The 14,854-nt window shown below is 36.8% G+C and carries 12 protein-coding genes and 1 pseudogene; 7 read left to right on the top strand and 6 right to left on the bottom strand.

Features of this window, described 5'->3' with window-relative positions:
• Positions 1 to 217: 217 nt before the first annotated feature.
• Positions 218 to 1,429, top strand: coding sequence for a hypothetical protein (locus AACT19_RS05160; protein ID WP_065607704.1), 1,212 nt, complete (start codon positions 218 to 220; stop codon positions 1,427 to 1,429).
• 282 nt (positions 1,430 to 1,711) lie between these two features.
• Positions 1,712 to 2,164, top strand: a complete 453-nt coding sequence (locus tag AACT19_RS05155) for a septal ring lytic transglycosylase RlpA family protein (protein ID WP_004736356.1) — start codon at positions 1,712 to 1,714, stop codon at positions 2,162 to 2,164.
• Positions 2,165 to 2,356: 192 nt separating this feature from the next.
• On the opposite strand, the gene AACT19_RS05150 is transcribed toward AACT19_RS05155, so the two are convergent.
• Positions 2,357 to 2,770 (bottom strand): divergent PAP2 family protein, encoded by a 414-nt coding sequence (locus AACT19_RS05150; RefSeq protein WP_017092542.1) that lies wholly within the window; start codon positions 2,768 to 2,770, stop codon positions 2,357 to 2,359.
• Positions 2,771 to 2,784: 14 nt separating this feature from the next.
• Positions 2,785 to 3,627 (bottom strand): decaprenyl-phosphate phosphoribosyltransferase, encoded by an 843-nt coding sequence (locus tag AACT19_RS05145; RefSeq protein ID WP_017092541.1) that lies wholly within the window; start codon positions 3,625 to 3,627, stop codon positions 2,785 to 2,787.
• Between the two features lie 131 nt (positions 3,628 to 3,758).
• Here AACT19_RS05145 and AACT19_RS05140 point away from each other — a divergent pair, with 131 nt between their 5' ends.
• Both AACT19_RS05140 and AACT19_RS05135 read left to right on the top strand, forming a co-directional pair.
• Positions 3,759 to 4,985 (top strand): hypothetical protein, encoded by a 1,227-nt coding sequence (locus AACT19_RS05140; RefSeq protein ID WP_076645594.1) that lies wholly within the window; start codon positions 3,759 to 3,761, stop codon positions 4,983 to 4,985.
• A gap of 10 nt (positions 4,986 to 4,995) precedes the next feature.
• Positions 4,996 to 5,652 carry a class I SAM-dependent methyltransferase gene (locus AACT19_RS05135; protein WP_004736352.1) on the top strand — a complete coding sequence of 219 codons (657 nt, stop codon included), beginning with the start codon at positions 4,996 to 4,998 and terminating at the stop codon, positions 5,650 to 5,652.
• A 746-nt stretch (positions 5,653 to 6,398) separates the two neighbouring features.
• On the opposite strand, the gene AACT19_RS05130 is transcribed toward AACT19_RS05135, so the two are convergent.
• Together AACT19_RS05130 and AACT19_RS05125 are read right to left on the bottom strand one after the other, a co-directional pair.
• Complete coding sequence (locus AACT19_RS05130; protein ID WP_076645592.1) at positions 6,399 to 7,265, bottom strand: DUF1574 family protein; 867 nt, start codon at positions 7,263 to 7,265, stop codon at positions 6,399 to 6,401.
• Between the two features lie 125 nt (positions 7,266 to 7,390).
• Positions 7,391 to 8,716, bottom strand: a complete 1,326-nt coding sequence (locus AACT19_RS05125) for an MBOAT family O-acyltransferase (protein WP_076645590.1) — start codon at positions 8,714 to 8,716, stop codon at positions 7,391 to 7,393.
• Positions 8,717 to 8,793: 77 nt separating this feature from the next.
• Between AACT19_RS05125 and AACT19_RS05120 the strand changes: the two are divergent.
• Together AACT19_RS05120 and AACT19_RS05115 are read left to right on the top strand one after the other, a co-directional pair.
• Positions 8,794 to 9,721, top strand: a pseudogene (locus AACT19_RS05120) (manganese-dependent inorganic pyrophosphatase).
• A 352-nt stretch (positions 9,722 to 10,073) separates the two neighbouring features.
• Complete coding sequence (locus AACT19_RS05115; protein WP_017089087.1) at positions 10,074 to 10,526, top strand: hypothetical protein; 453 nt, start codon at positions 10,074 to 10,076, stop codon at positions 10,524 to 10,526.
• A gap of 261 nt (positions 10,527 to 10,787) precedes the next feature.
• On the opposite strand, the gene AACT19_RS05110 is transcribed toward AACT19_RS05115, so the two are convergent.
• Complete coding sequence (locus tag AACT19_RS05110; RefSeq protein ID WP_076645588.1) at positions 10,788 to 12,011, bottom strand: aldose 1-epimerase family protein; 1,224 nt, start codon at positions 12,009 to 12,011, stop codon at positions 10,788 to 10,790.
• 911 nt (positions 12,012 to 12,922) lie between these two features.
• The gene (locus AACT19_RS05105) at positions 12,923 to 13,819 is read right to left on the bottom strand and encodes a LysR family transcriptional regulator (protein WP_076645586.1); all 897 of its coding nucleotides are present in this window, start codon (positions 13,817 to 13,819) and stop codon (positions 12,923 to 12,925) included.
• Between the two features lie 99 nt (positions 13,820 to 13,918).
• On the opposite strand from AACT19_RS05105, the gene AACT19_RS05100 reads away from it, so the two are divergent.
• The gene (locus AACT19_RS05100) at positions 13,919 to 14,803 is read left to right on the top strand and encodes an SMP-30/gluconolactonase/LRE family protein (RefSeq protein ID WP_076645584.1); all 885 of its coding nucleotides are present in this window, start codon (positions 13,919 to 13,921) and stop codon (positions 14,801 to 14,803) included.
• Positions 14,804 to 14,854: the final 51 nt, after the last annotated feature.

Below are 14,854 nucleotides of genomic sequence, written 5' to 3'. Positions count from 1 at the left end.
TGAATTACGCAACAAAGCCGATCGGAGCTGTAAAGGAGTGATTGTTTGCGGCCAAGTCGATGAGTCGTTAGCTCTTGCTTGTAAAATGAGCAATAGGGTGGCCTTAAAACAATATGATATGCAACTTGTGCTAAATGATTATAAATAAAGATCCCTTTTGATTCGAGGGTATAAATTAGGCTTAGCCTTGTGTGGTTATTAAATATAAGGGAAAGATATGAATACCGACAACGCCCCTATTGTTGTTGCTCCTGATAATAGCACCTCAGCTCTTCAACGAGTGAATATCATGGATAATAGCTATTACAGTGAAAAGTGGCTCCAAGAACTGATATTTAAAAATGAGCGACTGCTGCCGTTTTATGAGATTGAACCTGATTATGTAGGGGCTTTTCCTGTGTGCATGGAGCTACCAACGCGATCCGGTAGGGTTGATTGTCTACATGTTACTAGTACGGGACGATTAGTTATTACTGAAGTGAAGCTATATCGAAATCCAGAATCAAGACGAGAAGTTATGGGGCAGATTCTGGATTATGCGAAAGATCTTGTGTCTATGGATTATATGATGCTCGATGAGAGTATTAAAAAAAGTACAAACGGTCGTTCACTTTATGATTTCGTTCATGACATCGACAAAAACGTTTATGAAGCCAATTTTATTGATGCCGTACAAAAGAATTTGAAACGAGGGCGCTTTCTACTGCTAATTGTTGGTGATGGAATTCGAGAAGGTGCGTTTGATATTAAGGAGTTTTTAAACCGAAACGCATCAATGGAGTTTACATTTGCAATGGTTGAAATGCGTGTCTTCCATATGAATGACAAGCATTTTCTTGTACAACCGCAGGTATTGCATAAAACGAATATAATTCAAAGGCATGTTATATCTATAGAAAATCACTCGAGTGACCATGTAGTCGAACTTATCGAGGATGCCCCTCCTCAAAACTCTCCATTAATGCAGAAAGCTCAAGATCGTTCTGAATTTAATGAAACATTCTGGCGTGTATTTCTTCTTAATATCAAACTAAATGATAAGACTCAACCTCTTCCTACAGCGTCAACCCAAAGCCATATATCCTTCCAGTTACCACCTACTACTTCTGTGAGTTGGATTACAGTGTATAAGCTTGATAATGGGGAGGTAGGTGTATTTGCCCGTTTTGCTAAAAGCCCACAAGGAGAAAAACTTTACCAAGATATACGCTTATCCAAGAGTCTTTTTCAAGAGTCATTATTGGGAGAGGCGATTTGGGTCGATACTGACAGGAAAATAATCTTGCCCAAGATGAAGTTCAAACTAAATGACCGTGGCAATTGGAAAAAAGCTCATGAATACTACCAGACCCAACTCAATATTTTGATTGATGAACTGCGACCGCTTCTTAAGCGTCTAGTCAGTAACGATAATTTTGACCCCGTTTAAATGAACTTGAAAATAGCCTTAGTGAAACGGTAAGAGGGTTGGTCGAGATACCAATCCTTTTTGTTTGGATCAGTAGCTTATCTATATGCGGGTGATTGAGAAATGTACAAATTTAAGACGTTGTTAAAGTTGACGTTTTGACGATAAAACCTTTCATGAATATGACGGAAGAAAGTGTCGTTCATGAAAACATCCCGTCATCATACCGAATGGTAGCCTTGGCTGAGCAGTGACTATACTCAGTATTATATTACTAACCAACAACAACGAAAATAGAGAAACATGCAGAGATTAGCGCACACAAACCATATGAAAAAATTACATATTATCTTTACCGCTCTTATCCTTATGATATTAGCCGGATGCACCTCAACGTCGGCTGTCGGCAGTTCTAAAACAAAGGAATATGCCAAGTCACATGCTCTTGCTGGTAAAGCTTCTTGGTATGGCGATAAATTCCATGGAAGGCTCACAGCAAGTGGTGAGACGTATAATATGAATGCGAATACTGCGGCTCATAAAACCTTGCCATTCGGCACTATCGTGAGAGTGACCAATACAGACAATAACAAGTCTGTTGATGTGAAAATTAACGATCGAGGCCCTTATGTAAAAGGCCGAGTGATCGACCTGTCGCACAAGGCATTTGCAAAAATCGGCAACGTTAAACAAGGCACCGTGCCTGTCAAAATCGAGATTGTTGATGATAGTAATACCTTCAGGTACAAATACTAATTGCCTTTAAGACTCTCCTTTAACTTCATCTCCGGAAAAGAGGAGGGACAGAATAACCAACTCTACGAGGGCTGCGGCACATTCTATAGATGTTGTTCAGTATAGGGCGCATCCGATAAAGACCATCCCACCACGCTTTGACTAAATAGGTCAAGCACTAATCCTTATGTAGCTCCATATTTTATCTACTTGTTAAGCTGTGAATATGTAAACAATAAATGCAGAAAAGAATCCTGTAAAGATTCCAGCTAAGATTTCTAGCTTTGAGTGTCCCATTCTTTCCCTTAAGCGAGGGAGCGAAGTTTCCTTACTCAACTTATTGATAGTATTTGCATGTTTTCCGACTTGTTTTCTTAGACTGTTGGCATCAAGCATGACAATAAATGCTACTGTGAGTGCAACGACAAGGATAGGTGTGTTTATTCCCTCTTTAAGAATGATAATAGCGACCGCACTGCTGACAATACTGCTGTGGTTACTTGGCATCCCACCGTACCCAATCAGATTGAATGCTAAACGGCGTTCTTTGATAGTATTTAGTGAAAACTTCATACACCCAGCAACTAACCAAGCAAAAAAAGGAGTGATTATATAGCTTAAATCCAAAATTTTTCTCTCACTTAAATGTTTAAATAATAAATACAGGCAATAACCCAACTAATTATGGTTATCTGAAGCGGTACGTCTGAGAATAAGGCATCGGTAGGAGATTCTCCGGATTTTTTGCTTTCAACAATAAACCAATACCTATATAAGCCGAACAAAACAAAAGGAATAGTGTAAGACAGGCTTGGTTTGTCAGACATTACGAATAAACTGTAAAATAAAATAGCACATGTCGCAGACATTTCGGCGTACTTGTCTACGAGGTTTGGAGTGTAATAATGTAGAACTTTTCTTGTATCCCCATCTCCGTTATTATTGTCTAGCTCTTGTTTTCGTTTTATTGACGCCAAAAATAAAGAAAGAGATAAGGTTGTAATAAACATCCAAGAGGATAGTGGGACTTGAAGTATTACTGCGCCAGCATATACTCGTAATACGAATCCTATTGAAATGGTGAATATATCTAGCACAGGTTGGTTCTTTAAATAAAAGGTATATGCTATGTTTAATAGAAGGTAACCAATAATAGCGGAGGTTATACTTGGTTCAATGTATACTGACATTAATACACCAGCGTATAAGATAATCATCAAAATACGGGCATCTTTTTTCGCCAACTCTCCTGATGCTAGAGGTCTTGTTTTTGATTTTATGGGGTGTTTTTTATCCTTTTCGACATCGTGATAGTCATTTAGCACATAGGTAGCAGAAGAAGCTAAACAAAAAACAACAAACACTAAAAGTGTTGACAGTATGGCGGTTATGTCTTCGAACATACCTGAGAATATGAGGGGAGCAAACACAAAGGCGTTCTTAATCCATTGCTTTGGTCGTACTATTCGTATTAAAGGTGACATTTTTTCTCGTAAATATGTACATAACTGGCTTCTTGTTGGTATTATACACATCTAAATGGTATAAATATAGATGTGGTTGTTATCTTTTATGATTGCTTCCCATTAATTTAAAAGGAATATATTTAATTACAATGAGTATCTCGAAGTTTAGAGCAATTAGCAAGTTTGATAGTTTTTTATTAATTTGCTTATTTTCTTATTTTTTGTTCATGGTATTTGTCGCCTTTTCCTTTTACGATAAAGGCTATTATAGTATATATAATGTATTTTTTGATGATGATCCAAATGCTAATATAGCATCAATGGCATATAGTGTTTTAGGCGGTTCAACACGAAATGCATACACTCATTTATTTTTAGAGTTAGTATCTATCCCTATAAATGTTATGGCTAAATTTATGGGTTTTAATCCTGAATATATGTCTCTCATAGTATCACCATTTATGATGTCTGTGATGTTGTTTTTTTTCTATAAAACACTATGCTTCAATTTTTGTAAGTTGAAGAGTTCGCTAATAACCATTGTATTCTCTTTATCTTTTTGTAATTTCATTTTTGGTGTAATGCCTAGCACTTATCCGCAAGGGTTGTTATCAATAATTTTAATTAACTACTATTTTGTTAAGTCCATTTTTGATAAAAGAAGTTCTGACCCTATATGGCTGTGTATTTCAATTTTTGCTGCATCTATTACAATCACTAATGTCATAATATTTTCAATATATTATTTTGTTTATAAATGTTACGTAAGAAAAGATAGCTTGATTATTTCCTTAAGAAAGACCGCTATAATTTCAATTGTATCTGTCGCTTTTATTCTGCTCCTTTATATATCGTATACATACTTTTTTAAGGGGAATGTATATGGTAATGAGGGTAAGCCTGAGTGGATTATTGATTATTTATCTTTAGAAAGAACGGATGTAATTAATAAATTGAAAAATCTATTAAATACATTTTATTTTTCATTTATTCCAAATGGTATTGAAATTAGATATATTGATCATGATAAATTAGCAGGCTTAAGCTTTATTAAGAATAAGATCGTTAGTGGCACTTGGATAGCCATAGCTATTATGATAACATCATTAATTGTATCAAAGCTATCACCTAAGCCAGCTGAGAAAGAGTTGTTTGTAGTATCATTTTTGGTTATTTTATATAATTTCACATTGCATAGTGTATTTTCTTATGAACAATATCTTTACGTTTTACATTGGGTTTTGGCTATATTTATGTTTATATTGCCAGTGATATCAAGACTGCACTACTCGTTTATTTTATGTTGTATTGGTTTGCAAATTTTCATTATATACACATTTATGCACAGAGTTGATTCTTTAGTTGTTATTGGTTGAGAGGGTAAAAATGAAAGATAAAGAACTGGTAACTAAATTATACAATAATGCTAGCTTTTTGAGTAAAATAAAACAGACATATCGGGAAAAGATATGCCCATTCAGGCCTATTGAAAGGTTTCTTCCTGAGGGGGATTATTCAATTCTTGATGTAGGTTGCGGTAGTGGCTGGTTCGGTTTGAAAAATACAGTATTTAAAAAGGGAATCAGCTATGTCGGACTAGATACTAATCCCGCATCATTAGCTGAGGCAAAGAAAGCACTATTAAATGCGAACAATCAAAATATAGTTTTTGAATCAACAACACATGAATATATTCAGAGTTTTAAACAGCTAGATTCTAAAAAATTATTTGATATTATAGTTGTCATTGATGTCCTCCATCATGTGAAATATAAAGATTTGAATGAATTTATATCTGAGGTGACGAAAAAGCTTGCTCCTGATGGAATGCTAATAATTAAAGATATGAGCACCAAGCCATTTTATAAAAAGGCAGTAAATCAATTGCATGATTTAATTCTAGCTAGAGAATGGATCGAACATATTGATACAGACTATTTGATCAAGGTGATGTGCGAACATAGACTTAGCTTAGTTCATAAAGAAGAGTATTCTTCTGGACCTTACGCTCATTATTTGACAGTGTTTTCTCATTATGATTAGTTTCATACCAATGCTTTTAGGTGCATTTGCTAATGCGTCAGCAGGTATTCTTCTAAAAAAAACTATTGGATTGGAAGTTGGGTACAAGTATGTTTTTTTTGTGTCTATGTCTTTACTTTCTTATGCATTTGCGTTCATTTTTTATGCGCTGGCACTTAAGAACTCACCTGTTTACTTAGCATATATAGTTATGACAGGTATAACTACTTTGGTCTTGATACTCCACTCTAAGTACTATCAAGAAATGGAAATAAATAGTACAACTATGTTTGGTATTTTTTTTGTCCTGATTGGGGTTTTTTTGTTACTAAAAGATAGCTAGTGAATAGGACGTAATATACATTTACTAGAGGTTTTTCTAAATTAATTTTAACAGTTTTAGATATTTCCTATACCATACGAAAAGTTCGATTAATTAAGGCAATTTCCGAGGCTTAGCTGACCAGTCATCAAATACTTTATTTGATACATAGCCATTTCCTAGGGGAATGTTATCGAACATCGTAACTTTATTCGGTCATAGAACTTTTAACAGCCGACCGCAAGATTACGGAAAAAGAATGCAGTTCCTTTTCTCGAAGTGAGAATTGCAACTGCAGACTTGATAAATCCTTGTAGCGCGCGTTTGGCGTTGAGAATAGTTGTAATAGCTAGTCACTAAAGAGACAATATCAACCCCGCTTTTTTTGCTTATCTTGTTCCCACTCATTTATCATCTTTTTATCCACCTCCAAAGCTAGTTCGGGTTACATCGATTTGATTCCATTTTTCTTACTAATTATGCTATTTATTTTTTTAGATATTGACTCACTAAAACTATCTGAACATCTATATATATGACTTGGGTCGCCAAAGCAGTGATCGGGAAGTGAGTGTGATAGCGTTAGTGGTATTAGATCTGTTTTCCCTCTTATATAGTTATCAAACCCCGTATTGAACTCATCTTCTATTTTATTCATTGACGATTGGTTGTAAGGTGCAGTTACCCAAAAAATATCAATATTTTCTGACTTTGCGAGATTTATAGTTTTATCTAGGTAGTCATTTAATACTGGACTTGCTTTGAATATACCATCCATATTGGCTTCTTGGTTATAGCCCGATGATGATTCGTTTTTACCAAAAAAATAATGCCCTTTCGATAAGTGTAGAATTTCCGAAACTTTAATGTTTTTTTTATGATTTTCATTCAGTTTTACTAGAGAATCTTTTATGTCACCGAAATAAACTCCTGGTTTTAACCAGTAGTCATACCAATTTTTATCTGTGCCAAAAATTGGGTCTTTTAAGTTACTAGCTAAACTGTCGATTTTAATATGCTGATAAGGCGTCAGAAAATGAAACTTAGCATTGCGATGCCAAAATGTGTATTGATTTATTAAGTGTAAAGGACCGTAACTCAGTATTATGTTATCAATTCTATTGCCGCTATTAATCAGGTGTTCTAATGTATAGTAGCCTTCAATTGGAGTTGCTCCACCAATCGAAAAATTGTACCAATTGATACCTAATCGATTCGGTATCAACCCGGCTTTAGCTCTAGAGTCACCGATAATGACATCAATATTGGTGTTGAAATTTTTTTTTGAATTTACTTTAACTTCCTCCCACATTGGGAGCTCTTCGTTAAAAATATAAGATAGGTTTTCAATTATTATCAATTGAATTGAGAAGTACAATGAAAATGACAATGTTATAAATGTAAAAATATATGTTCTGTTCTTCATTATTTTATTTATCAAAAGTTGAAATATAGGAATGAGCTTTCTTTAGTGAATAATATTAAAGCACTAACAAAACAAATTGTAGAAATAATGGCTTTAAAAAATGAGGGTTTAAACTCGCACTCGTGTATATTCTTTACTGAAAAAACCACAACTAGTCCGGTAAATGTTAATAATATTGGAGTATATTCAACGTCACGATTAAGTTCTGTAATATTGCACATTGTCTTTAAAATAGTAAATGCAACTTCTATGTTTTCCGCTCTAAATAAAACCCAAGTGAAATTAATAAACGAAAATGTAACTAATATAGCTAGTAGGTTTGGTATTTTTAACCCTGAATCACTCCAAGCTCGGTGTGTTACTAAAGCCAAACCATGAATAAGCCCCCAGAGAACAAACGTCCAACCTGCACCATGCCAAATGCCACCTATTACAAAAGTAATTATAAGGTTCATAGAAATAAATACTTTCGACTTTTTATTCCCTCCAAGTGGTATGTAAATATAATCTCTTAAAAAAGAACCTAATGTTATGTGCCATCGCCTCCAGAAATCTTGTATATTTAAAGATTTATAAGGACTGTTGAAATTTAAAGGTAATTTGATCCCAAATATAATAGCTAATCCTATAGCCATATCACAATAGCCACTGAAATCAAAATAGAGTTGGAGGCTATATGATAGGGACGTAACCCAAGCTTCAATAGTTGTTAGTGTTGAGTAATTAGCATATCCATTATCCACATATAAACTAAATGTATCTGCGATTACAACCTTTTTAAACAATCCGATTGAAAAAAAGTAAGACCCTTTTGATATGTTCTCCGACTTAATATGAGATTTTTCAATCTGCGGTAGTATTTCATTATGATGTACTATTGGGCCTGCAATTAGCTGTGGGAAAAATGAAACGAATGCTGCATATTGCCAAAAACTATAATCAAGTTTATTTTTGTAGTTGTCTACCAAATAAGCAATTTGTTGGAATGTGAAAAATGAAATTGCGAGGGGTAAAAATATTTTTTCATTATCAATGTTAATTAATAGTAAACTATTGACATTGTCTATTATAAAATTGAAATACTTATAGTAACCTAAAACGAATATGTTTATTATTATTGCGATAGTTAGGGCTATTTTGTTTTTTATTTTTTTACTAACGTAATAATTAAAAACTATGCTTAGGCACAATATTGATAAAAATGAAGGGTTCCAATAAGAATAAAATAGAAGGCTAGAAAAAACTAATTTTTTATAAACATCTCCAAATTTAAAATTGTAAATAACCATCGATATAGGAAGGAATATAAATATAAAAATATAGCTATTAAATAGCATTTATCTGTTCTCATTCGATTTAATATCTTTACATAGTAGCAACTCTTGACCATTTTTAATATACTTCCTACCAAAAAATTCAAACGCTTGGATTATTTAATTACCATAACACAGTTCAACAATTAGCCAATGATAATGCTGAGGATCTAGTGTGGACAGGGCACCTTAACCTAGGCAGTACCTGAGCCTATCAATCCAGAATCCACTTTCATCTTGAACTACTGTAATGCGGAATCACCACGCGTAGAGACAGATTACTCTTCATACCGAGTGGGGCTGGTAGACTTCAATCAAGTCACTCAGCTAGCGCCAACCATTGACCAAGCATCGATTGTTGCTGTGGTTGATCATCACGCCATTGGTGGCTCACCGATTAACACACCACAAATTGTCGAGATGGATATTCGAGGCTGGGGATCGGCTGCCACTATTCTTGCTGGCAACGCTGAAAAGCTGGATGTGACACTACCTAAGCACCTTGCTTGTGTAGGCTTAGGCGCAATCCTTTCTGACACTGTGGTATTCCAATCATTAACCACTACTGAGCATGATCGTGAATATGCTGAAAAGCTGGCAAAAGTTGCAGGTATTTCACATATCGAAGATTTCGGTCAACAGATGCTGATTGCTAAGTCGGATCTCAGTCATCTTTCTTCTGAAACCATTCTGACGCTGGATTACAAAAACTTTAAATACGGTGGCAAACAGGTGGGTATCGGTGTGGCTGAAACGCTAACGGCTCAGCAATTGATTGACCGAAAAGATGAGCTTTTGGCGGCTATGAAAGCCTACAAAGAAGAGAACGGCTTGGACCATCTGTTCTTCTCTATCACAGACACTAAGAACAAAGAAGCTAACCTATTGTGGGTGGACGAAAGCGACTACCAAGTCATTAAGTCAGCTTTCAATGCCGAACCAACAAGCGATATGCTGACCCTAGAAGGCGTCACTTCACGCAAGCGTCAGATTGGCCCTGCGGTACAAAAGGCAATTGAGAGTTTGTAGAGAGTAAGAGCTGTTACTTTATAAATAAGTAGTGAAGGGATTGGTAGAGATACCAATCCCTTTTTGTTTTGGGTGTGTTGAATTGGATTTGGATAAAATTGAGTTGCGCTTTTTCTAAATTAACAAAGCTTATGGATAACCCAGATCTAACATAGCTCTTTATGACACGAACCCCCAAGGACATTCACGACCAACCACGTGAAGAGTTAGGCTTAGAGCAGTCTTAAACAAGTAACCAATCTTAGTCGCGGCCTTCCATTATCGGTAAGTTAGTATTCATAGTTTGAACTAATAATACAGTGTTTTATTGTTTATAGTGAACCCCAGACAGAATGACTAACAGGACAATGAAATGACCTCAATCAAAACCATTGGTTTAACAGCTATCGCACTTGCACTTATGACAATTACTGGCTGTACCAGCTTGAAGGTAAAGGCTGCGAACGCCTTCGTGTCTGACCCAATTATCACACACGCAGACCACGACCAACTTACCGAAGCCAGTTCGAAAATCGATGGTATCCGTTATACATCAATGACGACGACGATCATCACGACCAAAGCAGCCAAGCGCACAAATGGAGTTGCTCGCGTAGACATCGAGGCTGATGGAATCGAAGAGGTGCAATCAAAATGGCATGGTGAAGAACACGTTTGTCAGATGTACCACGATCGCATGAACAATCCAGAAACTGAGGGCCTGTCAGACATCGTCGGCAATGGATTGGCGCTGAACTACCAGATCGCTATTCGTGGTGTTGATGGTCAGTCCTATACTTGTTCTGGGCATGTAGATCCACAATAACAAAAAATAACACTGCGCTTTACTGGGTCTATTTCAAAATTTGGAAACGAATTTTTTTATCGCTGTTTGGTGAGCAATGTACCTGTTTTTCACATTAGCTAGTTGTATTACTCGTGCCATACCTAATGAAACGTTTGGGGCACTTTCGAGATAGGAAGTACCAAAGGTAAAAATTCATCCTACGAAGCTTCTGGACAAAAATGAGTCGGTAGATAATCCGCCGACTCACTGATGAACAATTTTAGTCTAGACTAATCCTGCTTATTTAACTTGGCTTAAATCTACTATTGGCTCTGTTACTTGTTGTATTTTTTTACCATCAAGAAGCTTGTTTACATCGTTAACAGCACTATTTACTTCTTTTGAAGAAGATAACACAGTGTAAGTAATATCAAAGTTCTTACTTTCACCTGAATTAATCGTTGGGACTAGTCCCAAAGGGCGTTGGTATTTAGTGTTGTAGGCATAACTAGTGCCAGGCTCAATACCGGTAACATAACCTTGTTGTAAAGTATCGGTGTTTTTCCAGATCGTTAAAACTGGTAATTGATTAGTATTGTATTGCATCGATACGCCTAAATTACCCGCTTTATTATGTAATACGGCTAATGTATTTCCATTCTGATCAGCTAGCGGTTTTAGGTTGTATACCATTTCATCATAACCTTTAGTTGGTCCTAAATAGGTTTGCCAATCTTCCAGCCCTTTTTCTGCATATCTATTAAACGGCGAAATTTCACTAGCAGCTGCATATACTTTTGATCCCTGTTCTAATATAGGACGGCCAAAATTTGAATGATAAATAATTTGGTATTCATCGTCATAATCAGAGTTATTCGTTAGAGTGTCATTAACAGTAAATCTATTCTCTCCAGGAGTTATTGAGAAGGACGTTTTGGTAACTAACTCTGCCTTTTTAAAGGTTCGTTCAGAAACTGTTCCTTCAATTGTAATTTTGTGTGGGGCTGTATCATCTATGATGACCTTTATTGTTGAACTTGGTGTATTTTGTGCTCTGCCATGTAAACTTAATAATTGCCCGTTGTTATCTAATCCAGGATGTCCTGTCCATTCATAACCACAGCGCACCATCATTTCATTGAAACCATCCAACCAACCAAGTCCATTACGACTTTCTAAATCGATGTAGACTGGATTAACTATCTCTTTTACTGGTGAATCCCAACCTAGAATTCGCTTTCCATCTTTTTTTACATTAAAAATCCCCATGCCTCTCGTTGGTACTAAGGTCACTTCCAGTTCACCATTGTTTATAACAATGAGGTCAACACTTTCTTGTTTACCGCCATGTAAACGTAATTTCTCTATACTAAATTGAGTGTTTTCGAAACCAAGTTTTTGGTTTGTAATATCCCAATTTTCAATATAAGTATTTGTAGCGATATCTGTTAGGGTAAATTCAGCTGCTGAAACATAAAGCGGAGTAATAAAAGTAAGAGCAGCGATAAGAGGTTTTAGTTTCATAATTTGATCCTTTTAGTTGTAATATTCAAGCTGAATCGATTCAGCTAATAAGCTACAGATAATGATTTCAGGATCAAATTGCTGAACAAACAGATGTGATTCACTTCATTAATTTGATTGTTTTTTGCCCGTATAATGATTGATGAATCACGTTCAGCATTAGCTAATTAATTTTTCAAAAATAATTTAATGACTTGGAAATTTCGTTTTATTTAGTTAAGAATGAACCCATTTCATTAACTATTTTTTGCTAAAGTTGCATGAGAGCTTTTGGGGGACTTTGATACTGACCCTCATACTTGGTATCGAAAGATGCATACACCTAAAACAGGTAGCTATGATATCTCTCTTTTGACTCCCGCTTGTTGCAGGGATGCGCTTAAATTTAAGAGAGATGGAATTGAATATATGGTGTGCTGTAGCCCTGAGACTAAGTCGGAAGAGGACATCGCTAAATGTAAAAGGATATTAAAATTTGAAATTTTATTTCCGTTCCTTTCGTGTTAATAGAGTGGAATGTATGAGAATAAAATTAAATTCAATCAACGTGCCTATCCAAAGAAAATTGTGACAACAAAGTTTGAAACTCACTTTGGAGCAAATCCGTGTTAGCCAAACCTCTAATTTCCTCCTAATCTCCCCTTAATCCGCATCTTCGATTCATTGTGCTTAGTGGAAAGGGGAGGAACAGAATACCGATCGTTACATGCGCATTTTCACATTCAGCGCCAAAGAAGATTCTCCCCCTCGGTCGTTAATCTAGAGGGGGTGATGAACTCAACTTGAGGGGGAGGGTGTTTCAAAATCGACGAACACACGGCAGCCTATCAGCTATTGAAAAGTATTGTGATTGCGCCTGATATGAATGGAACGCACATGCATTCCAATTGAAAGATTCAGCGTTCTAAGACTCACAACGTATAGGCGTTATTCGATTCCAACCACTCTTTTACCGCTCGGTTAAAAGTGACCAACTTCTGCGGTGTCACCCTTCTTTGAGCATAGATAAGGCTTAGCTTCTGGGCTTTTATCGACCATTCTGGGAACACGTGAATAAGCTCACCTTGTTTGAGCTGCTCTTCAACTTGATAGAACGGCAAGCTGGCGACACCTATCCCTTGCATTGCTAACTCTAAAATTGAACTGTAAGTATTCGAACTAACGCTTCCGGTGACTTCAACATGGTAGGTTTGTTCGCCATTGATCAACTCCAGCTGATTCCAATGTTCATTTTGACTGTTAAGAATGAAGCTGCATTTATGGATGTCTTTGGTGGTGGCGAGTGGGTAAGTTGATGCGTAATCCGCACTGCAAACGAGAACATTGCGGATATGCCCGAGATCGTTGGCAATCACATCATTAGGCAGTTCATCGTAAGCTCGGAAAGCAATGTCAAAGTCACCAGACTCTATCTTCTTTTTCATCGGCCCAAAGTCGAGAATCAAATCTACTTTTGGGTACTCTTGCTTGAAAGTCGGAATGATATGACGACAAAGCGCACGTCCAAACTCTATCGGGGCGGTAATTTTTAAATCGCCTGCCACTTCCTGTGTCATGTCTAATACACGCATTTCGGCTTCGGTTGCCAACAGTTGAATTTGTTTTGCTTTGGAATATAACTCTTCGCCTACTTCCGTGAGGCTGATAGAACGAGTCGTTCTGTGAAACAGTTTAGAATTCAATGTTTCTTCGAGTCGTTGTACATGCCGAGACACCAAACCTTTTGACACATCCAATACTTCAGCGGCCTTGGTGAAGCTTTGCTCTTCGGCAACAGTCAAGTAGGTCTGCATATAAATCAAATTCATCATTAACACCATTTAGTAAACAGTGAAGTCATTTTGTACTGTTTTTCTCACTCCTTCAAGAAACTAAGATTCAAAACGTAAACAGAAAGGAGAAGAACAATGAACAAATTACTACTTATTACCGCTGCAATGGCTGCCTCTATGAATGTTTCAGCTGCCTCTGTTGTAGAAAGCAACCCAACATTGGTTGGAGACTCATTCGGCTTTGTTGAAGGCCCAACATGGAATGTGAAACATCAACGTTTCTTGTTTAGCGATATTCCAAATAACACAACCTATTCTTACGATCTTAACGGCAAGTTGAGCGTTTTTGATGACAATTCTGGCTATGCCAATGGTCTCGATATTGATGCCAAAGGCAACCTGTGGGCTGCCCGCCATGATAGAAAGCTGTCGTACCGTCAGGGCAACGGAGAGAAAGTGATTGTCGCTGCAACGTATAACGGCAAGCTGCTTAATAGCCCGAACGATTTAACCGTTAATAGCGATGGAAGCGTGTGGTTTACCGATCCTCCGTTTGGTATCCAAGGTTACGGCCCAGCAAAGGCAGAACCAGAGCAAGCGGTTAATGGCGTTTATCGTTACCTAAATGGTGATCTAAAGTTGATCACTGGAGAGTTCAAGTTACCAAACGGCATCGCTTTTTCTTCTGATGAATCTTTGTTATACGTTGCCGACACATCTGATGGCTGGGTATACCGATTTGATGTTGATGGACAGTCACTCAGCAATAAGACGCAATTTGCTCAAGTGAAAGCTGAGTCTGGCTCTGAACCTATGGTTGATGGCGTTGCTGTTGATGCCGATGACAACCTCTTTGTTGCAGCGCATGGTGGAGTGGGTGTGTTCGATAAAGACGGTAAGCAAATAGACTTCATTGCTATCGATGCGGGCCATATCAGCAACCTAGAAATTGGCGGGAAACAGCAAGACTTACTGATGGTGACGGCATATAACAAAGTGTTGGTGTTCAAGCTTAAGTAATACCTTACACAAACGAAAATAAAAAGGGACGGGTAGAAATACCGGTCCCTT

It is taken from the genome of Vibrio sp. 10N.222.47.A9, assembly GCF_963872585.1.
GTDB classification, from domain to species: Bacteria; Pseudomonadota; Gammaproteobacteria; order Enterobacterales; family Vibrionaceae; genus Vibrio; species Vibrio splendidus.
Note: the sequence above shows the minus strand (reverse complement) of the source record. Positions and strands in the feature narration are given on the sequence as shown.

Excerpts from the sequence above, each read along its gene's own strand:
- AACT19_RS05125 (WP_076645590.1), bottom strand. The coding sequence starts at position 8,716 with ATGCTATTTAATAGCTATATTTTTATATTTATATTCCTTCCTATATCG.
- AACT19_RS05115 (WP_017089087.1), top strand. The coding sequence starts at position 10,074 with ATGACCTCAATCAAAACCATTGGTTTAACAGCTATCGCACTTGCACTT.
- AACT19_RS05135 (WP_004736352.1), top strand. The coding sequence starts at position 4,996 with ATGAAAGATAAAGAACTGGTAACTAAATTATACAATAATGCTAGCTTT.
- AACT19_RS05105 (WP_076645586.1), bottom strand. The coding sequence starts at position 13,819 with ATGAATTTGATTTATATGCAGACCTACTTGACTGTTGCCGAAGAGCAA.
- AACT19_RS05155 (WP_004736356.1), top strand. The coding sequence starts at position 1,712 with ATGCAGAGATTAGCGCACACAAACCATATGAAAAAATTACATATTATC.
- AACT19_RS05145 (WP_017092541.1), bottom strand. The coding sequence starts at position 3,627 with ATGTCACCTTTAATACGAATAGTACGACCAAAGCAATGGATTAAGAAC.
- AACT19_RS05130 (WP_076645592.1), bottom strand. The coding sequence starts at position 7,265 with ATGTGGGAGGAAGTTAAAGTAAATTCAAAAAAAAATTTCAACACCAAT.
- AACT19_RS05140 (WP_076645594.1), top strand. The coding sequence starts at position 3,759 with ATGAGTATCTCGAAGTTTAGAGCAATTAGCAAGTTTGATAGTTTTTTA.
- AACT19_RS05100 (WP_076645584.1), top strand. The coding sequence starts at position 13,919 with ATGAACAAATTACTACTTATTACCGCTGCAATGGCTGCCTCTATGAAT.
- AACT19_RS05160 (WP_065607704.1), top strand. The coding sequence starts at position 218 with ATGAATACCGACAACGCCCCTATTGTTGTTGCTCCTGATAATAGCACC.
- AACT19_RS05110 (WP_076645588.1), bottom strand. The coding sequence starts at position 12,011 with ATGAAACTAAAACCTCTTATCGCTGCTCTTACTTTTATTACTCCGCTT.